Source organism: Streptomyces sp. 1331.2, assembly GCF_900199205.1.
GTDB lineage: Bacteria > Actinomycetota > Actinomycetes > Streptomycetales > Streptomycetaceae > Kitasatospora.
The window spans coordinates 1753649-1779087 of the sequence record NZ_OBMJ01000001.1; the positions used below are offsets into that span (position 1 = coordinate 1753649).

19 protein-coding genes and 2 pseudogenes are annotated in these 25439 nt (G+C 70.7%); 15 read left to right on the plus strand and 6 right to left on the minus strand.

The features are described 5' to 3' along the window. Positions 1 to 190: 190 nt before the first annotated feature. The gene (locus tag CRP52_RS39300) at positions 191 to 997 is read left to right on the plus strand and encodes a DUF5994 family protein (RefSeq protein ID WP_257032336.1); all 807 of its coding nucleotides are present in this window, start codon (positions 191 to 193) and stop codon (positions 995 to 997) included. A gap of 246 nt (positions 998 to 1243) precedes the next feature. Further along, positions 1244 to 1915, plus strand: a pseudogene (locus CRP52_RS07275) (transposase); the annotation flags it as partial. Between the two features lie 126 nt (positions 1916 to 2041). Here the strand turns inward: CRP52_RS07275 and CRP52_RS07280 are convergent. Beyond that, the gene (locus CRP52_RS07280) at positions 2042 to 2836 is read right to left on the minus strand and encodes a hypothetical protein (protein ID WP_097235655.1); all 795 of its coding nucleotides are present in this window, start codon (positions 2834 to 2836) and stop codon (positions 2042 to 2044) included. Between the two features lie 438 nt (positions 2837 to 3274). Between CRP52_RS07280 and CRP52_RS07285 the strand changes: the two genes are divergently transcribed. From CRP52_RS07285 to CRP52_RS07325, 10 genes and pseudogenes are all read left to right on the plus strand, one after another. Next, positions 3275 to 4960 carry an ABC transporter substrate-binding protein gene (locus tag CRP52_RS07285; protein ID WP_257032337.1) on the plus strand — a complete coding sequence of 562 codons (1686 nt, stop codon included), beginning with the start codon at positions 3275 to 3277 and terminating at the stop codon, positions 4958 to 4960. Beyond that, positions 4957 to 5838 (plus strand): ABC transporter permease, encoded by an 882-nt coding sequence (locus tag CRP52_RS07290; protein WP_097235657.1) that lies wholly within the window; start codon positions 4957 to 4959, stop codon positions 5836 to 5838. Before CRP52_RS07285 ends, CRP52_RS07290 begins: the two co-directional genes overlap by 4 nt. Continuing rightward, on the plus strand, positions 5835 to 6827 hold the full coding sequence (locus CRP52_RS07295; RefSeq protein WP_097235658.1) for an ABC transporter permease: 993 nt from the start codon (positions 5835 to 5837) through the stop codon (positions 6825 to 6827). The genes CRP52_RS07290 and CRP52_RS07295 overlap by 4 nt, the downstream gene beginning before the upstream one ends. Further along, positions 6824 to 7636, plus strand: coding sequence for an ABC transporter ATP-binding protein (locus tag CRP52_RS07300; protein WP_097235659.1), 813 nt, complete (start codon positions 6824 to 6826; stop codon positions 7634 to 7636). The genes CRP52_RS07295 and CRP52_RS07300 overlap by 4 nt, the downstream gene beginning before the upstream one ends. A gap of 26 nt (positions 7637 to 7662) precedes the next feature. Next, the gene (locus CRP52_RS07305; protein WP_257032338.1) at positions 7663 to 8670 is read left to right on the plus strand and encodes an ABC transporter ATP-binding protein; all 1008 of its coding nucleotides are present in this window, start codon (positions 7663 to 7665) and stop codon (positions 8668 to 8670) included. Beyond that, positions 8667 to 9950, plus strand: coding sequence for an alpha/beta hydrolase (locus CRP52_RS07310; RefSeq protein WP_257032339.1), 1284 nt, complete (start codon positions 8667 to 8669; stop codon positions 9948 to 9950). The genes CRP52_RS07305 and CRP52_RS07310 overlap by 4 nt, the downstream gene beginning before the upstream one ends. 42 nt (positions 9951 to 9992) lie before the next feature. Beyond that, on the plus strand, positions 9993 to 11171 hold the full coding sequence (locus tag CRP52_RS07315) for a M6 family metalloprotease domain-containing protein (protein WP_097235661.1): 1179 nt from the start codon (positions 9993 to 9995) through the stop codon (positions 11169 to 11171). A gap of 590 nt (positions 11172 to 11761) precedes the next feature. Next, positions 11762 to 12052: pseudogene (locus CRP52_RS39305) on the plus strand (dihydrodipicolinate synthase family protein); the annotation flags it as partial. A 12-nt stretch (positions 12053 to 12064) separates the two neighbouring features. Continuing rightward, the gene (locus CRP52_RS39310) at positions 12065 to 12838 is read left to right on the plus strand and encodes an aldehyde dehydrogenase family protein (RefSeq protein ID WP_306458909.1); all 774 of its coding nucleotides are present in this window, start codon (positions 12065 to 12067) and stop codon (positions 12836 to 12838) included. 182 nt (positions 12839 to 13020) lie between these two features. Then, positions 13021 to 14238, plus strand: coding sequence for a M6 family metalloprotease domain-containing protein (locus CRP52_RS07325; RefSeq protein WP_097235662.1), 1218 nt, complete (start codon positions 13021 to 13023; stop codon positions 14236 to 14238). A 116-nt stretch (positions 14239 to 14354) separates the two neighbouring features. Here the strand turns inward: CRP52_RS07325 and CRP52_RS07330 are convergent, their stop codons facing one another. Continuing rightward, on the minus strand, positions 14355 to 15362 hold the full coding sequence (locus CRP52_RS07330) for a LysR family transcriptional regulator (protein ID WP_097235663.1): 1008 nt from the start codon (positions 15360 to 15362) through the stop codon (positions 14355 to 14357). A gap of 1608 nt (positions 15363 to 16970) precedes the next feature. Here CRP52_RS07330 and CRP52_RS07335 point away from each other — a divergent pair. Beyond that, positions 16971 to 17447, plus strand: coding sequence for a DUF5994 family protein (locus tag CRP52_RS07335; RefSeq protein ID WP_097235664.1), 477 nt, complete (start codon positions 16971 to 16973; stop codon positions 17445 to 17447). Positions 17448 to 17727: 280 nt separating this feature from the next. On the opposite strand, the gene CRP52_RS07340 is transcribed toward CRP52_RS07335, so the two are convergent. Next, positions 17728 to 19407: a serine/threonine-protein kinase gene (locus tag CRP52_RS07340; protein ID WP_257032340.1), complete on the minus strand. Its 1680-nt coding sequence runs from the start codon at positions 19405 to 19407 to the stop codon at positions 17728 to 17730. A gap of 67 nt (positions 19408 to 19474) precedes the next feature. Continuing rightward, the gene (locus CRP52_RS07345) at positions 19475 to 21076 is read right to left on the minus strand and encodes an alpha/beta hydrolase (protein WP_097239900.1); all 1602 of its coding nucleotides are present in this window, start codon (positions 21074 to 21076) and stop codon (positions 19475 to 19477) included. Between the two features lie 325 nt (positions 21077 to 21401). Between CRP52_RS07345 and CRP52_RS07350 the strand changes: the two genes are divergently transcribed. Both CRP52_RS07350 and CRP52_RS07355 read left to right on the plus strand, forming a co-directional pair. After that, on the plus strand, positions 21402 to 22088 hold the full coding sequence (locus CRP52_RS07350) for a response regulator transcription factor (RefSeq protein WP_257032341.1): 687 nt from the start codon (positions 21402 to 21404) through the stop codon (positions 22086 to 22088). Further along, positions 22085 to 23341, plus strand: coding sequence for a sensor histidine kinase (locus CRP52_RS07355; RefSeq protein ID WP_097235666.1), 1257 nt, complete (start codon positions 22085 to 22087; stop codon positions 23339 to 23341). Before CRP52_RS07350 ends, CRP52_RS07355 begins: the two co-directional genes overlap by 4 nt. 540 nt (positions 23342 to 23881) lie before the next feature. Here the strand turns inward: CRP52_RS07355 and CRP52_RS07360 are convergent. Continuing rightward, positions 23882 to 24715 carry a YhjD/YihY/BrkB family envelope integrity protein gene (locus CRP52_RS07360; RefSeq protein ID WP_097235667.1) on the minus strand — a complete coding sequence of 278 codons (834 nt, stop codon included), beginning with the start codon at positions 24713 to 24715 and terminating at the stop codon, positions 23882 to 23884. Positions 24716 to 24825: 110 nt separating this feature from the next. Then, positions 24826 to 24999 (minus strand): CsbD family protein, encoded by a 174-nt coding sequence (locus tag CRP52_RS07365; protein ID WP_097235668.1) that lies wholly within the window; start codon positions 24997 to 24999, stop codon positions 24826 to 24828. Positions 25000 to 25439: the final 440 nt, after the last annotated feature.

The window sequence follows — 25439 nt, forward strand, 5'->3', positions numbered from 1 at the left end:
GCGACGATGCCGCCCTGTTCGCGATCGAATGGCGTTGAGAGACCGGCACCCCGCACGGGCTGTCCCCACCGGCCGGGTCGGCGGGGTACGGGCGGGGTACCGTGGGGATATGGGACGGCCCGGCCGCCGTTCCCCTTGGTCGGCCCTCGCTCGGCGGGGCCGGCGTGCGTCCACGGACAGATGGCGCGCCATGTCGGACGAAACCGGTGCCGTGTTCCCGGGACTTCTGCCGGACCGGTTCCGGCAGGCCGCGAAGCCGGGGACCGTCCTGCTGCGTCTGGAGACCACACAGTCGCGCGAGGGTGTGCTCGACGGCGCATGGTGGCCGCGGTCACGGGACGTCGGCGCCGAACTCCCCGGTTTGGTAAGGGCGTTGACTGAACACTCCGGCCCGCGGCGAGCGTCGGCCTGGACGCGGAAGCCTGGGACGACGTCCCGGCCCGCCTGGTCGTCGACGGCCGGTCGGTGCACATCGACCGGTATCCGGGTCGGCGACGACACCGTGATCGTCACGCGGGGCGACCGCGATCACTTCAGCCTGCTCGCCGTCCCCCCGCAGGCGAGCCTGGAGGCGGCCCTGGCCGCGATGGCCCGCGCGGGTGCCGGAACCGGACGGCGGAGCACGACCAGTACGCCGGCCAGTCCGACGATGTCGATGAATATCTTCCGCCGCCACAACGCCGTCTCCAGCGCGTCCAGTGACAGGTCGGCGCGCATGCGGGTCGTCGAAGCCGTCGCCCGAGCCCTGAACACCAGCCTCACGGCGCCCGCGGGGACGTCTCCTGCGCCCTCGCCGCCCTGGCAGGCGACCAGCTCACGACCGTCTCCTCGCCGACCTTCCCCACGGCTACGCGCCGCTGTTCGGCCGCGCCGACCTCACCACCGCGGCTTGACCCGGACCGGGCAATGGCCGTCACCGGTACCGTGCGGAAGCTCGCCCAACGGGCAGCACCGCGCATTCGCAGCGGCCGCCACGCCAGGTTCAGGGTCGACCTGAACGCCTGGTCGGGCAGGGTCGCGATTCTGGCGCGCGCGGCGGCGGCCCGGGGGGGTTGCCGCCGCCGCGCAGCGACAGATTACCTCACACCCGGACGCCGCAAAATCTATGCTCGCCGGAGTAGACATTCCTTGTGGGCGGGTCTAGCGTTTCGCTCGTAGACAGGAGTCGGCGATACCGGCCAGACAGGGTCTGCACTTTGAACGGTGCAACTCCCGATCATGGAAGTAGCACCTGATGAGCGACGTGACTGTCTCCGTTGAGGCGGTTGAAGAGGTCCGGCCGGTCGAGCCGCCGGCGGACCTGTTGGACGACCAGTTGATCGCCCAGCTGGTCGACCGGGCCCGGGCGGGTGGCCTGCAGCTGACCGGTGAGGGCGGGCTGCCGCAGCAGCTGACCAGGCGCGTGCTGGAGTCCGCCCTGGAGGGCGAGATCACCGACCACCTCGGATACGAGAAGCACGACCCGGCCGGGGCGGGCAGCGGGAACTCGCGCAACGGAGTACGGCCGAAGACCGTCCTGACCGAGGTCGGCCCGGTCGAGATCGAGGTGCCTCGCGACCGGGAGGGCAGCTTCGAGCCGCAGATCGTCAAGAAGCGGCAGCGCCGCCTGACCGGCGTGGACGAGAGATGGTGCTGTCGCTGTCCGCGCCCGGCCTGACGCACGGCGACATCTCCGCCCACCTGGCGGAGGTCTACGGCGCGAGCGTGTCCAAGACACCATCTCCACCATCATCCTCGGCCTGTGGGCCGGCGACGGCGGCGAGGGCGTCAAGTACTGGCTCCAGGTGCTGACAGAGATCAAGAACCGGGGCGTCCAGGCGGCGTCCAGGACGTGTGCATGGTCGTCTGCGACGGCCTGACGGGCCTGCCCGAAGCCATCGAGACGGTATGGCCGCCGGCGATCACCCAGACATGCGGGTCGGCCGAGCCCAGGCTGCGTGGCTCCAGCCGCCCACAGGCGGGGAACCAAGGTGAGCAACTCTGACGAGGCCATGAGCGCGGGTGGCCGATTTCGGGGATGGCCGCCTGGCGAGCAAACCGGTCAGAGGGCGACGGTCGCGGTGTTGATGACGCATTTGCGGCCGTGCTTGGCTGACCGCACGCCGGGCACCGCAGCCCAACTGAGGCAGGTGCTGCTGTCCGCCTTCGCGAAAGTGACCGTCGTGTGCGAGAAGGAGAGCGGACCGGCGTACGGAGCGCCGTCGTAGTTCTCGATGTAGAACATCACGCGGTCCTGGGCCTGGCCCTGGAGGTCGAAGCTGAAGGAGACTCGCTTCCCCTTGTCGCCGATGGTCTGGACCCACTGGCCACTGGCCGACTCCAGTTTCAGGTCGACCTCCAACTTGTCACCGGGCTTCACCAGCATTGCCGCTCCCGAGAAGCATCCCTGGTCCCCGGGCTGGCTCCCCAGCGTGTTGACATACTGTCCGGAGATCCACCACGAGGAGTACGCTTCAGCAGGCTTGCCCGCCGCAGGCGCGCAACTCGGCCCCCAGGTCAGGACCGGCTGCAGCACCCCCTTGCCAATCGGCTCGAAGTTCACCCCGTTGTCGACGGGCTCGAGTCCGGGCCAGAGGAAGGTGGTGCCGACCTTGGACGGCATCGGCGGGACCACGAAGCTGGTCGACAGCCCGACGATCTGGTTCGAGGCCGGGGTATAGAGATTCACCCGGCCTTGGTTGTGAACCGATCCCGCAGTGCCACCTGCCTTGTCCGCCCCACCTCCGGGGCTCACGGAGGCCTTGGCCGTGGTGCCGGCGAGTATCGACGCCGCGAACGTCACGAATCCTGCGCAGACGGTGGCCCATTTCCTCGCACGCATCATCATCACTTCCATGGGTGGGTGGCGGCCTCCAGGACAGGATGCTGAGCAGGCGGGTGGCTCCGCCAGCATCCATTTCCCCATAACGACGTGTTATGAGGCGCCCCGCCGTCCCGACCCCGCCCCCGCCCCGACTACTCGGACACCCGCTGAACGCACGTGTCCGAGGAAGCTCAGCTTGCGGGCGGTCTCGGTGAGCCGGCTCTTGGAAACCGCATCACCACCAACTACCACCGCCACGCCTGGTACGCCGTCAACGCACCGAACCCTCCCGCCCGATAACTCAGGCCTCGGCAGCGACAGTTCGACCCCGGGCACGTCTACGACATCTACGGCGAGGTCCCGTGCGAAGGCCATAACACGATGTGATGGTGCACTGGGATCTTCTGGGACGTCCCCCGGTCGGTCACTCTTCTCCCACGCATGAAATGTCACATCGTGCAAGGAGAAGACGTGAGACAGCGAAGAGTCGGGCTGGCCCTCGGTGCGGCCCTGGGGCTGCTGTCGGTTGCCGGGTGCACGGGATCCGACAGCGGCGTCGCCGGCGGACCGAGTGCGGCCCCGGTGAAGGGCGGCACGCTTCACGTGCTGTCCACCCTCGACCTGGAGCATCTCGACCCGGCACGTAACTACGTCACGTCCTCGCAGGACGTGAGCCGGCTGATCTACCGGACGCTGACCACCTTCGCCGCCGCGCCGGGGCAGGCGGGCGGGAAGATCGTGCCCGACCTGGCCACCGACACCGGGCGCCCCAGCGACGGTGCCAGGACCTGGACCTTCACGCTCAAGCCCGGTGTGAAGTTCGAGGACGGCCGGCCGATCACCAGCGCGGACGTCAAGTACGGCGTGGAGCGGACCTTCGCCGCCGAGCTGCCCGAAGGCCCCCCGTACGCCCGGATGTGGCTGGTGGGTGGCGACAGCTACAAGGGGCCGTACAAGGATCCCGCCGGGCTCGCCTCGATCGAGACCCCCGACGACAACACCGTCGTCTTCCATCTCAAGCAGCCGGTGGCCGACTTCGGCTCGGCGGCGTCGCTGCCGATGTTCGCCCCGGTACCGCAGGACAAGGACACCGGCGTCAACTACGACTCCCGCCCGTTCTCCTCCGGCCCGTACAAGATCGACGGCTTCGACCCCAAGAAGCAGCTCACCCTGGTCCGCAACACCGACTGGGACCCGGCCGCCGACACCGTCCGCAAAGCCATGCCCGACAAGGTCGTCATCGACCTGGGCCTGGACGCCGCCGTGGTCGACCAGCGGCTGATCGCCGGCCAGGGGGAGGACGCGAACGCGGTCGCGATGGAGCCGATCGGCCCGGCCTCGGTCGGGCGGGTGCTGAACGACCCGCGGCTGAAGAGCCGGCTGGTCACCGGCGACTCGATCAACACCCGCTACCTGAGCATCAACACCAGGCACAAGCCGCTCGACGACGTCCGGGTGCGCCAGGCCGTCGCCTACGCGCTGGACAAGGACGCCCTGCGCACCACCCGCGGCGGCCCGATCGCCGGCGACCTGGCGACCAGCCTACTGCCACCGTCCCTCGGCTACCCGGCCGAGGACCCCTACCCGAGCAAGGACGGCAAGGGTGATCCGGACAAGGCCAAGGCGCTGCTCGCCGATGCGGGCCACGCCTCCGACCTCACCCTGACCCTCGACGCCCCCGCCACGGCCACCGGCAAGGCACAGGCCGAGGCGGTCCAGGCCTCGCTCGGCCGGGCCGGCATCACCGTGAAGATCAACGAGATCAGCTCCTCCGCCTTCTACAGCACCGTCGGCAACACCTCCCAGGAGCACGACCTGGTGATCGCCGGCTGGTCCCCGGACTGGCCCGGCGCCTCGACGTACCTGCCGATCGTGTTCGACGGCCGCCTGATCACCGCCCAGGGCAACAACAACTACGCGCAGTACGACTCCCCGACCGTCGACGCGCAGATCGACACGATCGCCGCCATGGGCGACCCGGCCGCGGCCCAGGCGGCGTACGGCCAGCTGGCCGAGCAGATCATGCGGGACGCCCCGGTGGTGCCGTTCCTGTGGGACAAGGCGCCGATCCTCGTCGGTCCGAACGTCACCGGAGCGTACGGGCAGGTCGCCTATGTCGGCAGGCTCGACCTGGTCTCCCTGGGGTTGCGCAAGTGACCGTCATCCGAAGGCTGTTGGCCCAGCGCTCGGCGGTCCTGGCGCTGGCCGTGGTGGCCGGGCTGGTCCTGGTCGCGCTCGCCGCGCCATTGATCACCTGGATCGCCGGGAGCTCGCCGACGGCCTTCCACGGCGACGCGGTGGACCCGGCGCTCGGCGGCCTGCCGCGGGGCGCGGCGGGCGGGATCAGCGCCCGGCACTGGCTGGGCGTGGAGCCCGTCAACGGCCGGGACGTGCTCGCCCGGGTGGTGTACGGCGCACAGGTGTCCCTGCTGATCGCCGTGCTCGCCACCGTGTTCTCGGTGGTGGTGGGCACGGCGCTGGGCCTGGTCGCCGGGTTCTTCGGCGGGTGGGTCGACACCGCGATCGGACGCACCATGGACCTGCTGCTGTCCTTCCCCAGCCTGATCTTCATGATCGCGCTGATCTCGGCGGCGCCGGGCACGGACCGCCGGTTGCTGCTGGTCGTGGTCCTCGGCTTCTTCGGCTGGCCGTACGTCGGCCGGATCGTGCGCGGGCAGGCGATGGTGCTCGCGCGGGGCGAGTTCGTCGCGGCCGCCCGGGTGCTCGGCGCCTCCCGCCGGGCGCTGCTGCTGCGCGAGGTGCTGCCCAACCTGACCGGACCGGTGCTGGTGGTGGCGACCATGTCGATCCCCGGCTACATCGCCACCGAGGCCGGCCTGTCCTTCCTCGGCGTTGGCGTCCAGGCCCCCACCGCCTCCTGGGGCCAGATGATCGCCACCGCGGTGCCCTGGTACGCCGCCGACCCTGCCTACTTCCTGATCCCCGGCGTCTTCCTGTTCGTCACCGTGCTCGCCTTCAACGTGCTCGGCGACGCCGTCCGTGACGCGCTCGACCCCCGGAGCCAGCGACGATGATCCTCTACCTCCTGCGCAGACTGGCCGTCACGGCGGCCATCCTGCTGGTGATCTGCGCCGCCACCTTCGCCGTCTTCTACCTGATGCCCGCCGACCCGGCGCAGGGCGCCTGCGGCAAGGCGTGCAGCCCCGAGCGGATCGCCGAGATCCGCACCACCCTCGGGCTGAACCACTCGCCGCTCACCCAGTTCGGCGACTACCTGGCCGGCATCGTCTCCGGCCGGACGTACGGCAGCGGCGCGCAGGCCGTCAACTGCCCCTTCCCGTGCCTGGGCTTCAGCTTCCAGACCGACCAGCCGGTGTGGCAGCTGCTCACCAGCAGGCTGCCCGTCAGCTTCTCGATCGCCATCGGTGCCGCCGTGCTGTGGCTCACCGTCGGCGTCGGCGCCGGGGTGGTCTCGGCCCTGCGCCGCGGCAGCCTGTGGGACCGGGCCGCGATGACGGCCGCCCTCGGCGGGGTGTCGCTGCCGATCTACCTCACCGCCCTGGTGCTGCAGTACCTGCTGGTGCTGCGGCTCGAACTGCTGCCGTACCCGCAGGTCGTGCCGTTCACCGCCGACCCGGTCGGCTGGACGCGGTCGATGGTGATGCCCTGGATCACCCTCGCCATGCTGTACGCCGGGATCTACGCCAGGGTCACCCGCAGCGAGATGCTGGAGAGCCTCGGCCAGAACTACGTGCGCACCGCCCGCGCCAAGGGTCTGGCCGAAGTCACCGTGGTACGGCGGCACGCGCTGCGGCCCGCCCTGATGCCGGTCGTGACCATCTTCGGCATGGACCTGGGCGCGCTGCTCGGCGGCGCGCTGATCACCGAGTCGGTGTTCGGCCTGCCCGGCGTCGGCAAGCTGGCGGCCGATGCGATCGCCTCCGCCGACCAGCCGGTGATCCTCGGGGTGACCCTGTTCGCGGCCTCCTTCGTGGTGCTCGCCAACCTGCTGGTGGACCTGGTGTACGCGGTGCTCGACCCGAGAGTGAGGGCCCTCGGATGACCCTGCTGACAGTACGTGACCTGGCCGTGGAGTTCCGCTCCGGAGTCCGCGCCGTGGACGGTCTCGACCTCGACCTGGACGCGGGGCAGGTGCTCGGCGTGGTCGGCGAGTCCGGCAGCGGCAAGTCGGTCACCAGCCTGGCCGTCCTCGGCCTGCTGCGTGACGCCCGAGTCAGCGGCGAGATCCACTTCGACGGTCGGGAGCTGACCGCACTCGACCAGCGCTCGCTGCGCCGACTGCGAGGCAACCGGATCGCGATGGTCTTCCAGGACCCGCTGTCCTGCCTCAACCCGTACTACTCGGTGGCCTTCCAGATCGCCGAGGCCTACCGGGCGCACCACCGCGCCGGACGCAGAGCGGCGCACCGGGTCGCGGTGCGCATGCTGGACCGGGTCGGCATCCCCGAGCCGGAACGACGGGCCCGCTCGTACCCGCACGAGTTCTCCGGCGGAATGCGCCAGCGCGTGATGATCGCGATGGCGCTGTGCCTGGAACCCGACCTGCTGATCGCCGACGAGCCGACCACCGCGCTCGACGTCACCGTGCAGGCGCAGATCCTCCAACTGCTGCGCGAGCTACGGGAGGAGGCCGGCACGGCCATCATGCTCATCACCCACGACATGGGCGTGGTCGCCGGGCTGGCCGACCAAGTCGTGGTGATGCACCAGGGCCGCGCCGTCGAACGCGGCCCGGTGCGCGACGTCTTCCAGCGGCCGCGGGAGCCGTACACCCGCGGCCTGCTCGCCTGCGTCCCGCGCATCGACGGACCCCTGCCGGACCGGCTGCCCACCCTGGGAGCCACCACATGAGCGAGCGAGCCATCAGGAGGAGCACGGTGAGTGAGGCGGACCGGCGGGCAGCGGAAGGAGGCGGTCGCACCGTTCTGCTCGAAACGCGGAACCTCGTCAAGCGCTTCCCGGTCCGCCACGGTCTGACGCGGCGGCTGGCCGGCCACGTCGCAGCCGTCGACGGAGTCTCCCTGACCGTCGGGCCCGGCGAGACCCTCGGCCTGGTCGGCGAATCCGGATGCGGCAAGTCCACCGTCGCCAAACTGATCACCCGCCTGGAACGGCCCACCTCGGGCAGTATCCACTTCGCCGGGCAAGACCTGGCCGGGTTGGACGAGACGGCCCTGCGCCCGCTCCGCCGCGAGCTGCAGATGGTCTTCCAGGATCCCTTCTCCTCGCTCAACCCCCGCCAGAGCGTCCGCCAGATCCTCACCGCACCCTCCCGCTACCAGGGCCTCGAACCCGGCGAACCGGTCGAGGAGTTGCTGACCCGGGTCGGGCTGCGACCGGAACACGCAGACCGGAACCCCCACGAGTTCTCCGGCGGACAGGCCCAACGCATCGGCATCGCACGGGCGTTGGCCCTGCGCCCGAAGCTGGTGGTGTGCGACGAACCGGTCTCGGCCCTCGACGTCTCGGTCCAGGCGCAGATCCTCAACCTGCTCAAGGACCTGCAGGACGAGTACGGGCTGAGTTACCTGTTCATCGCGCACGACCTCGGCGCCGTGCGCCAGATCAGCACCCGGATCGCCGTGATGTACCTCGGATCGGTCGTCGAAACCGCCGACCGCGACACCCTGTTCGCCCACCCCGCGCACCCGTACACCCACGCCCTGCTGTCCGCCGTGCCCCTGCCCGACCCGGACGCCGAACGCGGGCGGGAGCGGATCGTGCTCCACGGCGACCTGCCCAGCCCGCTCGACCCGCCCAGCGGCTGCCGCTTCCGCACCCGCTGCCCCAAGGCCGGTGAACTCTGCGCCGCCGAACGCCCCGAGCTGCGGACGATCGCCCTCGGACAGCAAGTCGCCTGCCACTACCCCGAGAGGACGCCGTGATCCGCGCCCAGTACCGGCTGTCCGGGCTCGCCATCACCGACCACGCCTTCGACGTGCCGCTCGACCACACCGACCCCGCGCGGGGAACCACCGAGGTGTTCGCCCGGGAGGTCGTCGATCCGGCGCGGGCCGACGACCGGCTGCCCTGGCTGCTCTACCTCCAAGGCGGCCCGGGCGGGAAGTCCCCCCGCCCGCTGAACGCCACCTCCGGCTGGCTCGGCCACGCGCTCAGGAGCCACCGGGTGCTGCTGCTGGACCAACGTGGCACCGGCCGCTCCACACCGCTGACCGCCAGGACCGCCGCCCGGTTCCCCTCGGCCGGCGCGCTGGCCGACCACCTCGCCCGTTTCCGCGCCGACTCGATCGTCGCCGACGCCGAACTGATCCGCCGCCAACTATGCGGCGACGAGCCATGGGAGACCCTCGGACAGAGCTATGGCGGCTTCGTCACCCTTAGCTACCTCTCCTTCGCCCCCGAAGGCCTGCGCGCCTGCTACATCACCGGCGGCCTGCCCGGCCTCGACACCACCGCCGACGACGTCTACGCGGCCACGTACCCCCGGGTCCGGGAGAAGACGACCGCGTACTACGCCCGCTACCCCGGCGACCGCCAACTCGTGTGCAGGCTGGCCGATCTCCTCGACCGGAGCCCGGTCCACCTGCCCGACGGCGACCGGCTCACGGTACGACGGCTGCGCACCCTCGGCCTGATGCTCGGCATGGGAGACGGCTTCGAGCGCCTGCACTGGCTGCTCGACGAGGCACTCGACCTCGACGGCGAGCCCTCGGCCACCTTCCTGCACCAGGTGATGAACCTGACCGCCTTCACCGACAACCCGCTCTTCGCCGCCCTCCAGGAGTCGATCTACGGCCGCCCCGGAGCCGCCACCGGCTGGGCCGCCGCCCGGGCGATGGCCACCCGTCCCGAGTTCGCCGAGGACGCCGACCCCCTGCTGTTCACCGGCGAGATGTTCCACCCCTGGACGTTCGAGGAGATCACCGGGCTGCGCCCGTTCGCCGAGGCCGTCCACCTGCTCGCCGAACGCACCGACTGGCCCGCCCTGTACGACCCGGTCCGACTCGCCGCGAACCGGGTCCCGATCGCCGCCGCCATCTACCACGACGACATGTACGTGGACGCCGGCCTGTCCCTGCGCACCGCCCGCACGGTCGGCTCCCTGCGCACCTGGGTCACCAACGAGTGGGAGCACGACGGGGTCACCGCCTCCGGCGACCGCGTCCTCGCCCGCCTGATGGACCTTGCCGCCGCGCGCATCTGATCCCCCACCACCCCGCCCCCGCGGTGGGAAAGGAACGAAGAGATGAGACTCGAGTCCCTCGCCGCCGTACTTGCCGCGACCCTCCCCCTGGTCGCCACCACCCCGGCCCTTGCGGATACCGCCCGGGCCACCACCGTCGCGCCCGCCTCCGGCTGCGCCCTGCCTGGGAAGACCGGCTGGACCGACGAAGGCCACAACACCGACCACACGCAGTTCCAGCAGCCCCTGGGCACCAAGCACGTGCTGATGCTGTTCGTCGACTTCTCCGACGCACCGGCCGCCGGATCCGTCGACGACTACTACCGCGAACTCGCCCCCGCGCAGGAGTGGATGAAGCAGGACTCCTACGGCAAGCTCCGCCTCGACATCGATCCGCTGAAGCGGTGGATCACCATGCCGCAGACCTCCGCCTCCTATGGATTCCAGCGCGGCATCACGTTCGACGAGCAGGAGCTGTACGTGAAGCAGGCCGTCCAGGCCGCCGATCCGTACGTGGACTTCTCCAAGTACGACATGCTGTACATCGTCCCCACCAAGTCCGCCTCCGCGATCACCTTCTCGCCCACCTACCTCTACGACCCGACCACCGCCGGCATCACCGCCGACGGCACCCGGATCAAGTGGGCGATCACCTTCGGCCAGGACATGTACCACTGGGGATACAAGGTCGCCGACCACGAGACCTCCCACACCTTCGGACTGCCCGACCTCTACGCCTTCACCGGCACCGACGTCCACCCCTACGTCGGCGGCTGGGACCTCATGGGTAACATCGCCGGCCCGGCGCCGCAGCACACCGGCTGGGAGCGCTGGAAGTTCGGCTGGATCGACGACGGCCAGGTCGCCTGCCTGCCCGCCTCCGGCAGTCGCACCGTCCACCTGAAGGCCGTCGAACGCCCCGGCGGAACCAAGATCGCCATGGTCCGCACCGGTGAGGCCACGGCGTACGTCGCGGAATCCCGCCGAGCCGTCGCCGGGGACGCCAAAGCCTGCTCCACCGGCGTGCTGATCTACAAGGTCGACACCTCCACCCAGACGGGATACGGGCCCGTCCAGGTGGTCAACGGCAACCCGGGCGCGACCCCGCCGAGCGGCTGCACCGCTCTCGACATGGCCGCCTACCAGCCCGGCCAGTCCTTCACCGACCCCGCCACCGGGGTGAAGATCGACGTGCTGCGCAAGGGTCCGCTCTCCGACACCATCCAGGTCACCAAGCAGTAGAGTCGGCGGTGACCGCCCCTCAGCTCGCGCCGTGACGCTGCAGGGAGACCCCCACAGCAGCTTCGCTCCGACCGGCGCGAACACTCCCGGCCAGGATTGACACCTGGCCGGGAGCCGGTCCCGGCCCGCCGGGCATCGTTCCCCTGCCCGGCGCGGTCACCGCAGGAGGCGCCCAGGCCATGCTCAAGGGCGGCCTCGCGCTGCCCGGCCGACGGATCGTCGTCGCCGGCAGCGGGCCGCTGCTGCTCGCCGTCGTGGCCACCCTGGCAGCGGCCGGAGCCGACGTGCCCTCGGTCATCGAGGCGAGCGACTACCTCTGCTCGCCAATCACCGCGGATGGCGTGCGGGCCCTGGCCGTGGACGACCGGCAGCGCACCAGCCTGCCGGGCCCGTACGCGGCTGGCGAGACCTGCGGCATCGGCGGCGCCGACCTGGCGATCGCCGAGGGCGAACTGGCCGCGTACGCAGTGGCCGCACGCCCGGCGCCGGCTGCCGCTCGCCGCCACCGCGCCCGCCGCCGCGCCTTCGCGGAACTCATGGGCGCCGCCCACTGCCCCGGCACCGGCTGGACCGCCTGGCTGCACGACGGCATGGCCTACAACAACCCCGTCGACACCAAGGTCGACCTGGTCCCCACGCTGCTCGCCCAGCTGCACGCAGAGGGCTCGATCGTCGCGGTCAAGGAGTTCACCGGCGATGTCCGCCGCGCCTACCAACTCGCCGAACTCGCCCCCGCGTTGGACCTGCTGATCGGCTCCGACGACGTGCTGCTGGAGCTGGCCCTGGCCGGCGCCGTCGGCTGGATCGCCGGCTACCCCAACGCCCTGCCCGACGCCACGGTGGCGCTCTACAAGGCGGCCGTCAGCGGGGACCTGGCGACCGGCTCGACCGCCGTGGGCCGGGCCGTCGTCGCCACCACGACTGCCCGCGGAGTACCGGTACAGGCAGAACTGGGCGGCGCGAACGCCGCGCCGGTGCTGCCCGACGCCGACATCGAGCAGGCCGCCGCCCACCTGGCCGCCGCGATCGCCGGATACGCCGGGCAGAAGTGCACCGCTACCAGCAGGGTGATCGCCGTCGGTGACGCGTACCGGCCGCTGCGCGCCGCGATCGCCAAGGCCCTGGCAGACGTCGAACTCGCCCCGGTGATCAACGAGTCCGCGCTCTCCCGGCTCACCCACGCGGTCGACTCGGCCCGCGCCGCCGGGGCCGAGACGGTGACCGGCGGACAGCGGATCGACGCGCCGGGATGGTTCCTGGAGCCGACCCTGCTGACCGGCGTCCCGGAGGAGCACCCGTTGCTGACCGAGGAGTTCTTCGGCCCACTGGCCGTCCTGCTGCCCGCGGCGGACCTGGACCAGGCGATCACAAGGGCCAACTCCAGTCCCCAGAGCCTCGCCACCTCCGTGCACACCCAGGACCTGGACCTGGCGCTGACCGCAGTCGACCGCCCGGACGCAGGCATGATCCGGGTCAACGCGCCCTCCACCGGTGTCGACTTCCACCTGCCGTTCGGCGGCGCCAAGGCGGCCATCCACGGCCCCGCGAACAGGGCACCGCCGCGCTGCAGTTCTTCACCGCCGAGCGAACCGTCACGATGCCGCCCGGCGGAGCACCCAGGTGATCACGCCCAGAGGGCTTCGGAAGGGAGGTCTCCGATTCCATAACGCAACGTGATGGAGGGCTGGGAGCTACCGAAGGCAATGATCGATCCGGACGATAGCCTGCACGCTTCCCGCACGGCGGCAGTAGCCGACCGTACCCGGGAGCGCACAGGACACCCGGCTGACTACCCGCCAGGGCACAGCCAGCAGGGCTCGTCACCGGATCGATCCCTTCGGAGGCCCCCATGGACCCCTCAGTCAGACCCCGGCGCCCCCTGTCGGCAGCGCTCATCCTCGTCCTGGCCGCCCTGCTGGCCCTGGTCGTCGTCCCCGCGCACCCCGCCCACGCGTACAACGGCAGCACCTCCGCCTGCGCGCTACAGGGGACGACTGGGTACACCGACGAGGGCCAGCAGACCGACTACACCCGGTTCCAGAACCCGATCGGCATCAAGCGCATCGGCCTGATCTACGTCGACTTCCCCGACGCCGCCGGCACCGCCCTGCCCCTCACGTCGTACTATGACACGCTCAAGGGCGCCAACGACTGGATGCGGAACGCCTCCTACGGCCAGACCACGCTGGACATCCAGGTCCCGTACGCCAACTGGGTCCACATGCCGAAGAACTCCACGGACTACAACTGGGAACGCGGCTTCTCCTGGTCCACGCACCAGGTCTACGTGAAGGACGCGCTCACCGCCGCGGCCAACGCCGGCGTCGACCTCTCCCAGTACGACATGTTCTACGTCGTGCCCACCACCACCGCGACCGCGATCGGCCACTCCCCGACCTTCATCCAGGACCCCGCCTCCCCGACCTGGGTCTGGAACCCGCCGACGAGCAGTTGGGTACTGATCCACTGGGCGGTGACCTTCGGCCAGGACATGTGGTCCTGGGGATACAAGGTCGCCGACCACGAGACCAGCCACACCTTCGGCCTGCCCGACCTGTACGCCTTCAGCGGGGAACTGAACCAGTACGTCGGCGGCTGGGACCTCATGGGCAAGATCTCCGGACCGGCCCCGCTGAACTTCGGCTGGGAGGCGTGGAAGTTCGGGTGGATCACCGACAGCCAGGTGTCCTGCCTGGACACGGCGAACACGTACACCACCACCCTGACCGGGCTGGAGTACGGGGGCAGCGGCTACCGGCTGGCGGTGATCAAGACCAGCGCCACCACCGCCTACGTCGCCGAGTCCCGCAAGGCCGCCTACAACGACTCCAGCGCCTGCGCCACCGGCGTCGTCATCTACAAGGTCGACACCTCCATCACCACCGGCAACGGGCCGATCCAGGTGGTCACCAACCCCAAAGCCGTCCCACCCACCGGGAACTGCGCCACGCTGGACATGCAGACCTGGCAACCCGGCCAGTGGTTCCAGGACGACACCGCCCGCATCCGGATCTACGTGAACGCCTCCGACGCGTCCACCGACACCCTCTGGACGTACAAGTGGTGACCCCGTAGCACCGGAACGCCTCCGACCAACGGGCGGTGCGGCCGGTGCGACAGGCGCCGACCGCATCGCACCGCCGCAGGCTCCACCGCGCGGATCGTGTCACACCACCGGGCGCCTCACCCAGAGCGAGGCACGCCACTGCTCAACACGCCCACCGCAGTGCGCTGCGGCGGCACTGCGCCGTCGTGCCTTTCGAGCCAGCCCTGGTAGACCGTGCTGCGGGCGCACGCCGTCCGGTACGCCTCGATGACGTCCTGCACGAGGGAGGGGCCCAACGTTTCCAACGGCCCCTCCTCGTACCAGGCGAGCAGATGCCGGTACCAGAGCGGATTCCCGGCGATCGGACGTACGGCGATGCCCGGGACCTCCTCGAAGGTGGCCTGGCAGAAGCTCACCGCGTGGCCGTGGCGAACGATGTCCAGGAGGAGTCGGCCCTCCGCCTCGTGGACGACGCGTATGCGATGCCCCAGGACGAGCAGGGTCCTGGACCAGTACTCACGGATCCGGTCGTTGTCCGGCCGAGGAGCGGCCCAGTCCTCTTCCTCCAGATCCTCCAGCGCGACCTCCTCCAGCGCCGCCAGCGGATGGGCTGCCGGCAGTGCCACGAAGAGCGGCTCGGTGGCGATCGGCTCGACGGTGACTCCAGGGGGGAGCACGAGCTCATAACCGGGGCTGTCGCCCACCACGGCCGCCTCAAGACGGCCGCCCGCGATGTCCTCGACGAGCGGGACGGGGCATCCGTGGCCCCGCGAACTGATCTCGGCCTCCGGATGGTGCGACCTGATCGCCGTGATCAACCCGCCGAGCAGGGGAGCGTTGACGGAACCGAGCCGGAAACGGTGCGGCGAACAGCTCCTCCGCGCGGCGAGAGCGGAGGCCTCCAACAGTTCGTCAATGGTCGGCAGCAGCGCCCGTGCCCGGCTCAGCACCACCTCCCCGAAGGCGGTCGGGACGACACCCGACTGCGCGCGGCTGAACAGCTCACCGCCGAGCGCCCGCTCGATCCGCGTCAACTGGGCACTGAGACCGGGCTGGGTCAGCCGCAACGACGCGGCGGCCCGCGTCAAACTGCCACTGTCCGCGATGCTGCAGATGATCCGGAGGTGCCGGAATTCGAGCTCCATGGCGAGATGCTACGGAGATCAGTCCCACATCAGTAGGGGTGCGTCGGTAACGACCCGGCCATCAGACCTGCGCTGTTCGATCTCGCCCGGCGCAGCCGCCTCCCGACGGCCTCGCCGCAGGAGGCCTGGCGCAGGGCCTCAGGCGGTTGCGCGTGGCGGTCGCGGGCGCCGTCGCGCAGCACTTTCCCGCGTTGGGGTCGCGCGGATCGAGGCCGTTTTCCGGCCCGGTCCACTGGCCGGTTCGGGTGGCAGTCGGTGCGAACACGCGGGGCATGGGACTGATCCGCAGACACCGGCGTGAGCAGGAGCAAGAGCGCGCTGCCACGACGCCGTTCCGGACAATCTCGTCAGCTCGCCCGGCCGGCCCGCGCCCCGGTCGGTCCTGTCCTGCTTGACCCAGCCCCGCAGCCCCTCCGGACTGACCCCCCAGTTCCCGGGCGATCTCGGTGACGTTCCGGTGTGGCGAGGACCGGACGAGCGCGACCGCGTCCCGCTTGAACTCCGCCGTGTACCGCTTGGCCATGTTGCTCTTGATTCCCACCTGGTGCTGCTTCCTCCGGGCTTGCATCGCCCAGTCTCCACGTGTCCAACCTCAAGGGGAGACTTCACAACCCGTCCTCCGCCGAACCACGGCACACGGCCCGCCCCAGAAAAGGCCGTTCCCCGCATTCCTGCGGGGAACGGCTTTCCGGCCTGCATGAACGTAGCGCCGACCGGGGCAACAGGATCTGAATCTGCACCCCCCCTGACCCCCATTCACCCTGTGATCTTTCCCACCGAAAAGGCGGACATTTTTTCGATCACGGGTCGCAGAGCCGGGGATCCTGCCTCAGTGATCAGCATATTCGCCTCCTCGCGATCGTCCTACCGGTAACTTCTTCCGGTATTTTCCAGGATACTCCTTAATGTGAGACTTCGAGTCCGCCGCGCACATGAGTCAGTATCTGAAAATTCCCCTGCGTGACGTTTGACCAGAATATCTACCCGAGATATTTCCTGTGGCTCACCCCACGGTCACAGGATCCATCCTGGCCGAGGTGTCGCAGGTGAGGGCCGGCGCCATGCCGGGACAGGGGAAGTGCCGGGGAGTCCTGCGCCGATCCACGTGGAGGCCGGGCGAGGAAGCCGGCCGACGGAGAGTACTGCTGCGGGAAAACCGTGGTTCGTGGCGGAGTTCGCACGGAAGAACCGCACGACTGCGGTGGACCGGTCGAAATGCAGGGCTTCGGTGAGCGGCTCCTGGGTCATCTGCTGGACCGGGCTCTGCGATGGGCCGACGCCGGCCTCCTCGCCACGCCAGAACGGCGGGCGCCCCCTCGGCAGTGACCGGCCGCAGCCCTACCCGGCACCACGGTGCGCACACTCTGCGCCCATGCGTACAGGCGTTGTTCGGACGTTTCCGGCGACTTCCCCCGGCCTCCGAGCCGGCCTTCACGAAGACGCAGGTCGACCAACGGCAACCCACCGACCGCCCCTGCTCACCCCGGATGCCGGGGCTGTGGCCGGAGTACGGTGGAAGAGAGCACCGTCCACGGCCTGCGAGCTACTGCCGTGCCCCGGCGGCAGCACGAGGCCGTCCAAGGACGAGCCCAGGGCAGGTGTTTCGACATGACCGCGACCTCCGATCCCGCCGCCGCCCAGCCACCGGGGCCGGAGCCGGCGGTCCGCCTCTCACTGACACCCGAGGGCGCCACGCGCGGCCGGCTGGACGGGGCCTGGTGGCCGCGCTCGCACGACCTCCTGCGCGAACTTCCCCCACTGGCGACGGCACTGGACCCCACGTGGGGGAAGGTCACCCGTGTCACCGTGAATCCGACGCACTGGCCGGCCATCCCCCGGCGCGTCCCGGTCGCAGGCCATGTCATCCACGTCGGGTGGTTCGAACAGGAGCAGGACGCGGACGAGGTGATCGTGTGCTCCTTCACCCCTCTACGCCTGGAGCTCCTGGTGATTCCCCCGGAGGCCGAGGCCTCCGCCGCCGAGTGGCTGATGACAGCGGCGTCCGACCCGGCCAACACACGTACCGGCACCGACCTCCTGACAGCCGCGGGCGCGCCGACCGCAGACCCGCGGGCAGACGGATGACAACGGTCGGCAGCGGACGACACCAGGCCGTTCGCCGCCGGCCCCGACCCTGACTTCCCGCCGTCGGCTCCCGCACCCGGCGGCACCCCTGATCCGGCGGATAGGTGCGCGGACATCACCCCGGAATACGCCGCCGCGTGCCCGGATGAAGCCCGGCTCCTCGGCGGCCGAGCAACCGATGACCGGAGCCGTCTCAGGACGGGAGCCTCCTCACCGCACACGCCCGCCCGCGTTCGCGGCGCTCATGCTCCAGCGACGGCCGCCGGATGGGGAGCGGAGGTCAGCTGTCGCTGCGGTAGTGGTCCATCGAGACCTTCACCGGGCCGTTGCCGGTCACGGAGATGACCCGCACGATCGCGATGGCGTGAGTGCTTCTCGATCGCACGCAGAAGGCTCGGCCGGCCGGCAGGTCACTGAAGTCGAGGGCCGTCGCCGGCTGCCGGTCGATGGCCGTCGAGCAATCGCCCGGGGTTGGCCGCCCGCTGGGGGTGATGGCGGCGTCGCTTCCCGTCGGGATCAGGAACTCGTTGGCGTTGTGCCCTACGGACCACTCGGTGGACTGCGCGGGGATCAACTTGCCGGTCTCGATGTCGAAGTCGTAGGAGTCGTCGGGTGCGGTCAGGATTGCATCGGTGTACGCCGCGGTGTACGTGGCCGGGCTCGCCGGGTCGGTCGGCCCCGGGCCGTCGGCCGCCGGTGCCGGCGTGTCCGGGCCGGTGTCACCGGCCGTCGGGCTGTCGCCGGCCAATCCCGTGGCTGCGAGGATCCGGTCGAGCTTGTGGGACAGGAGCACGCCGCCGACCGTGCCACCGAGAGCCACCACCAACGCCGACAGCAGCAGTACCGTCTTCCAGGTCGCGCCCTTGCGGTAGGGCTTGCCCACCGCGGGTATCGCGGGAGCGGCGACGGTCGGCAGTGGGGGCGGAAGCAGAGCGGTCGGCACCTCGGGCAGGGGCTGCGCAGCGCCGTAGGAGCCGGGCGGGGCCTGGGCGGCGACGACGTCGGGGGAGAACGCGGCGGCCAAGTCCTGCGGCAGGTCGGAGCGGCGGGTGATGTCGGTGCTGACCTGAGTGGGCAGCCAGTCGTCGGCGAAGCGCAGCCCGCCGCCCGCAGCGGGGTGGTTGCGGGCGGCCTCGATGATCTCTGCGGGGGTCGGCCGGTCCTCGGGCTGCTTGGCCAGGCAGCGCAGCAGCAGCGCGCGCAGGTCGCCCGGGACACGGCCGAGATCCGGCTGCTCGTTCACCACCCGGTACAGCACCGTGGTCTCCGGTCCCTCGCCGAACGGCTGGGTGCCGCCGGCGGTGTACGCCGCCAGAGAACCCAGCGCGAAGACGTCCGTCGCGGACGTGACCGGCCTGCCCAGGGCCTGCTCGGGCGCCATGAAGGCGGGCGAACCGATCCGGAAACCGGTGCCGGTCAGCGCGACGGCGTCGGCCGCGCGGGCGATGCCGAAGTCGATCACGCGCGGACCGTCGGCCGCGAGCAGCACGTTGGCGGGCTTGAGATCCCGGTGCACGACTCCGGCGCCGTGGATCGCCTGCAGCGCCTCCGCGATCCCGCCCATCAGCAGCAGGACCGTGCGCACCGGTAGCGCGCCGTGTTCCCGGACCACCTGTTGCAGCGACGGGCCCGGAACGTACGCGGTGGCCAGCCACGGCACGTCGTCGTCCGCGCCGGAGTCGATCACCTGGGCGGTGTACAGCCCATGGATCCGCCGGGCGTTGGTGACCTCCTGTGCGAAGCGCCCCCGGAACTCCGTGTCCTGCGCGAACTCCGGCCGGACCGTCTTGAGGGCCACGGGCCGGCCACCGGGGGTGTAGGACAGGTAGACCCGCCCCATGCCGCCTGCCCCGAGCCGGGCGTGCAACCGGTAGCCGCCTACTTCGGCCGGATCGTCGGGCTGCAGGGGCTGGTAAAGCGTTGACGCGGGCAAGGAGTCCAGGGACATGTCGATGGGCATGTGGAAGGTCTCCAGTGGTGCGAGCCGTGAGCGGGGGCGAGGGTGGCGCGACGGGAGTGCCGGCCGTTCAGCAGGCCTTGCCGCTCGGGACCGGCTTGAGGTCGATGAGGTAGGCGTCCACGGCGTCGTTGACGCAGGCGTTGCTGCGGCCGTAGGCGGTGTGGCCGGTCCCCTTGAAGGTGAGCAGCATGCCGCCGGGCAGTTGGTCGGCGAGACCCTGCGACCACTGGTAGGGCGTGGCCGGGTCGCCGGTGGTGCCGACGACCAGGGCCGGGGGCAGGCCCTTGGCGTTCACGCGGTGCGGCTGCTGGTGTCCGGCGGGCCAGCCCTTGCAGGTGAGTTCGGCGAGCACGGCGGAGGTGCCGAAGACTCCGGCCTCCTGGTTGGCGCGCTCCAGCAGCTCCCAGTAGGGCTGCGCGTCCCTCGAGTGTGGCTGGTCGAGGCAGTTGACGGCGGTGATGGCGACGGAGGAGTTGTCGGGGGCCTGCTCGCCGGAGCTGCCCGGGTCGGAGCTGCCGGCCTGGGCGGGCTGGCCGGATATACCGGGGCTGGCGATCTCGGCGAGTTTCGTCCCGTCGCCGCCCCGCGCGGCGCGCAGCGCCTCGGACAGGTCCTGCCACTGGGACTCGGGTGAGTACATCGACTTGGTGAGGGCGGCGAGCAGCATGTTCTGGTCGAGCCGCTCGGTGGTGCCCCTGATCCGCAGCGGGTGCTTGGCCGTCCGCCGGTGCAGGTCGGTGATCACCTTGTGGATTCCGTCCGGGGTGGTGGCGGGGCAGGCGTCGTGGACCACGGTGGCGCACTGCCGAGCGTAGTCGTCCACCGACTTCCGGAAGGCTTTGCCCTGCTGGAGGGCGGCCTCGGACCAGTCGAGCGAGGGGTCGACGGCGCCGTCGAGGACGAGCGCGCGGACCCGGTGCGGGAACAGTTCGCCGTAGACGGTGCCGAGGTAGGTGCCGTAGGACCAGCCGAGGTAGCTGAGCTTCTCGTCGCCGAGAGCCGCGCGCAGCACGTCCATGTCGCGGGCCGCGTCCAGCGTCCCGACGTGCGGCAGGATGGCTCCGCTGCGGGCCTTGCAGAAGGCAACCTGCTTCTCGGCGTCCGCGAGCGCGGCGCTGCGTTCGGCGGCGGTCTTCGGATACGCACTCGTCGAGGCGGAGTCGGATTCGGGCTGGTCCTGGTCGGAGGAGTCGGAGGAGCCGCAGTCGATGGCCGGCTTGCTGCCGGCCACGCCCCGCGGGTCGAAGCTGACGATGTCGAAGCGGGCGCGCGCCCGTTCGCTGAAGGAGGAGAGGCCGCCGGACTTCAGTTGCTCGACCCCGGATTCGCCCGGTCCGCCGGGGTTGAAGACCAGGGAGCCCATGCGCTGGGCGGGATCCGCCGTGACGGACCTGGCCAGCGGCAGGGTGAAGGTCTGGCCGGTCTCCGGGTGCGCGTAGTCCACCGGGACGGTCAACGTGGCGCACTGCAGCTCGCCGCACGTGGTCCAGGTCGGCTTCTGCCGGTAGAAGGTCTGCAAAGCGCTCTGCTGCGCGGAATCGGTCGGCGCCGTGTCGGCGCCCTCCGCAGCCGTGTCCCCGGACGCCGGGATGCATCCGGCAAGTGCCGTGACGCCGAGTGCGGCCAAGGCCAGGATCAGGCCGGCACGCTTGCTCGTCGGGTGCTTCATGGGGGTACTCCAGAGGGACTTGGCAGGGTTGTTGCGCACGACGCCCGCAGTGGTCAGCGGCACCGGCACCACCTCGGCGGCCCGGGGCGGCTGGGCCGAGGGCTCCATCCGCCGGGCCGCTGGCGGTCCCCGGGCGCGTGGGGGATCGCGCCCGGGGGTGTCTCACGGCGCCGCGTGCCGGTCCGCCCACGTATCTCCCGGGCGAACGGCCGCGCTACTCGGCTCCTGCCGGTTCGCTCCGCTGTGACCTCACAGATGATTGCCGGGCGAAGCTGAGGATTTGATGAGGGCGGCCCGGGCCGCACATCGGGCTATCCTGACCGCCGTGCGAGTACTGGTGGCCGAAGACGACGATGACCTGCGGTTTGCCGTGTCCGCAGCACTGCGCAGCGAGGGGCTGGCCGTCGACGAGGTGGCCGATCTGCCGGCCGCCGACGAGGCGTTGTTCGTCACCGAATACGACTGCGCGGTGTTCGACCGGATGCTGCCCTCCGGGGACGCCGTCGAGTACGTGCGCGAGCTGCGCCGAGCCGGGCGGACCGTCCCGGTGCTGTTCCTCACCGCCCGGGACACGGTCGCCGACCGGGTCGAGGGGTTCGCCGTCGGCGGCGACGACTACCTGGTCAAACCGTTCGCGGTGCCCGAGCTGGCGGCCCGGGTGCACAGCCTGTGCCGACGGGCGGCCACCGTCCGGCCCCCGGTGCAGCGGTTCGCCGACCTGGAGATCGACACCGCCCGCCGCCAGGTGCACCGGGACGGCGTGCTGTTGATGCTGACCCGCAAGGAGTTCGCCGTACTGGAGTTGCTCGCGGCCCGGGCGGACCAGGCCGTACCCCGCGCCGACCTGATCGAGAAATGCTGGGACGAGATGACCGAGCCGAACTCCAACGTCGTCGAGGTGCTGGTCTCCCAGCTGCGCCGCAAGCTCGGCGACCCGCCGCTGATCCACACGGTCCGCGGGGTGGGCTACCGACTGGCGCCGCCCGGCAGCGGCGTCGGCGGCCGAGGATGACGGCAGCGGCCCGGATCCGGCGGCTGCGCCGGCGACTCACCGCACTGTTCTCTCTCACCAGCGCGATCGGACTGATCGGCCTGGCGGCGTTCGCCATCCACACCGACGACAACTCCTGGAGCGACCGGCTCGACGACGCGCTCACCCTGCAGACCCGCCAGGCGACCCTGCTCCTGAGCTTCGACGACAACGGCCGGCTCGACACGCAGTACCTGCAGGACGGGACGGAGACCGACTGCCCGCCGGTGACCGTGGTGACCGGCACGGCCGACCAGCCCACCGTCTCATACACCCCGCGCAAGCCCTGCATCCGAGCCCACACCGAGGACCTGGAAGCGGTGGCCGCGGAAGCGATGCGGGAGGGATCGGCCGTCGTGGTCGACGCACGCAGCGACAACGGCCACCGGATCCGGCTACTCGCCGAGCCCTACGCGGGAGCCAACGGCCAGTCGACGGCCGGCGCGGTGGTCGCAGCCGACGACACCACCGGTGACCGGGCCGCGCACCGCAAACTGGCTCTGCTCCTGGTGGCCGGCTGTGCGGTCCTGGTTGCCCTGTCCGCCGTGGCCGGGCACCTGCTCTCCGGGCGGGCGATCCGGCCGGCGCTGACAGCGCTGCAACAACAGGAGGAGTTCCTCGCCGACGCCGCCCACGACCTGCGCACACCCACCGCATCGCTACGCGGCCTCGCGGAGACCGCGCTGCGCGACGACGAGCACCGCACCGCCGCGCTCGAACGGACCGTGCGCCTGGCGTCCCGGATGGGCGACCTGATCGACGGCCTGCTCACCCGGGCCCGGCTGATGGCCGGTGTCGGCACCCTGGCCAGCCAGCCGCTACGCCTGGACCAGCTCGTCGAGGTGGTCGTCGACGACGTCGAAACCGGCGAGCACCACGTGAGCGTCCACACCGAACCGGTCGTCGTGGTCGCCGATCCCGACCTGCTCCGGCGGGCGGTGGCCAACCTGCTCGGCAACGCGCTCCTCCACGGCCATGCCCCGGGCCTGCCCGCAGAAGTCGACGTCACCGTGGCCGCCGACGGAACGGTGACCATCGACGACGCCGGACCCGGCATCCCCCCGGCTCTCGCCGACTCCCTCTTCCAGCGCTTCCACAGCGGCTCCGGCTCCACCGGCCTCGGGCTGTCCATCGCCTCCTGGGTCGCCCACGCCCACAGCGGCACCCTCGACGTCGGCACCAACCCGCGCGGCGGCGCCCGCTTCACCCTCCGCCTCCCACCCCGGACGAAGTAGGCCAACCCCCGGCGATGCGCACGCCCACGATCGGTGCGCCGCCCCATCGACATGAGTGTGCGGTGCCGCTCGAGAAGCCGGGCCGCAGCGGCAGCCTGCCGCACGGGGCGGCCAATGGACGAACGCGACTGGAACCGCTGCCCTGTTGGACAGTTGTCACGACTGGAGCCCTGTCCGTCCGGGCATACCGTCGATACCGCCGCTGGCGGGTCCGGCTGGGGCCGGTGGTCGGCGCCGGTCGTGCATGCTTTCGTCGCTCCTGATGTCCACCCCCCCAGAGTGCAAGCAGGTGGTGAACGAGCCTGCTCAGGTCGTCTCGACTCACCTGCTGATGGACTTCCTCGCGGGAAGGCCTCTGGTTGATCTTGTGAACCGAACAGCTGCCGGCATGTCTGTTCCTGGAACCCAGCCGTGGCCGGCGGGATCCTTGCCGCGCGAGCAAGTGAGGCTGGGCGTGTGACAACCCGTGACACGGTTTCAGGTAGCAACAGCAGAAGCCCTACCTCACCGAGGTGAAGTTCGAAGTGGGATTTTCGGATCTCACCTTCGCCGTTTCAGCGCACGTGCCACGCGCGGGAGTTCTTCGTGGAGCAGCCGGCCGGTCAGTGCGCCGCCGTACACGACGGCGCCGACGCCGACGAGCCAGGACTGGATGACCAAGACGGTGCCGATCGGTCCGTAGGCGAGGGTGTTGGTGGCGATCAGCGGCGAGAAGACGAGCCGGGAGAAGAGTCTCAGGCCGAGCAGCCCGACGGTCGTGGCCACGGCGCCGGGCAGCAGGGCGCTCCATCGGACCCGTCCGCCGAGCAGCAACCGCTGTGACCACCAGAGGAACAGGGTGGCGCTCAGCACTGCGGCGAGGCCGCCGGCCGGGGTCTGCCGCCACAGGGTTGTGGTGGCGGACAGGAGGAGGAGCCCGATGAGGGCGGCGAGCCACACGAGGTGCCGCCACCTGGCCCACCAGCGGGCCGGTGGTAGGCCCCAGACCTTCTCGTAGGTGGTCTGCACCGCCGCCCCGAAAGAGAGGCCGAAGACGGCGAGGGCGGCGAGGCTGAACGCCGTCGTGGTCCGCAGTGTCTGGCCGGGCAGGGCGATCAGCTGCTCGACCTTCTTCCTTGAGGGCGCCGACACTCCGAGTCCTTCGCCCAGCCATTGTGCGAAGCCCTGTCCGTGCGCCGGATCGGCCGCTGAAATGACGATCAGCAGCGGCACGAGCGTAAGGAACCCGAGCGCCGCGAAGCCGAGCGACCGCTGCCACAGTTCGAGAGTGCTGCCCTGCCTCCATCCGCGTCCGGCCGGCGAACGGCGGACTATCCGGCGCAGCCGCCCGAACAGGGACGGACGGCCTTCGGCATCGGGAGACTGCATCGGCATGGATGCTGACTACCACGGTCGATGCCGTCGCCGAGCAAATGGCGCAGCCGGAGTGGAGTCGGGGCAGCGCCGTGCCCCGCGCGCCACGGCGGGCCTGCGGGGCGCGGTGATCAGTGCTTGAAGGCGTCCTTGATCTTCGCTCCGGCCTGCTTGGTGTTGCCCTTGACCTGGTCACCGCGGCCTTCGGCCTGCAGGCGCCGGTTCCCGGTGACGCGGCCGACGGTCTTCTTGGCGCCGCCTTTGACCGCTTCGGCCTGGTGCGCGATCTTCTTGGCGATACTCATCGGGGCTGCCCTTCGAGGGTGGCGGGCGCTTCGGGGCGGTGGCCCGTCAGTGGTCTGCGCATGTGGTGGCGGCGATCTACCGATGGGCGGCTCGGTGCCCGAACGGGTGCGTCCAGCTCCGATGACCGTCGCCGGGGCTGGGATGCGGGTCGTCTGGAGGTGAGTCGTTCCGCTGTGCGGCGGTCTCCACGCGGGCGGTGTCGCGTTGGCCGATCAGGTCGTCGCGCTCCCTGCCGGCGGCGGTCTCCGCGCGGGGGTGTGTCGCGTGGCCAGGGCCCCGACGATAAACAGCGTGCCGGTGGAGCCGGTGACGTGGAGCCGAACACCTCGAACCCGCCTGTGAGCGCGTGTCCGCTGCCAGTGTTGGTGAGAATGCCCGCCACGCCGACGACTACCGCGGCGACCAGGATGATGAGCCCGATGATGATGATCATGGCGCG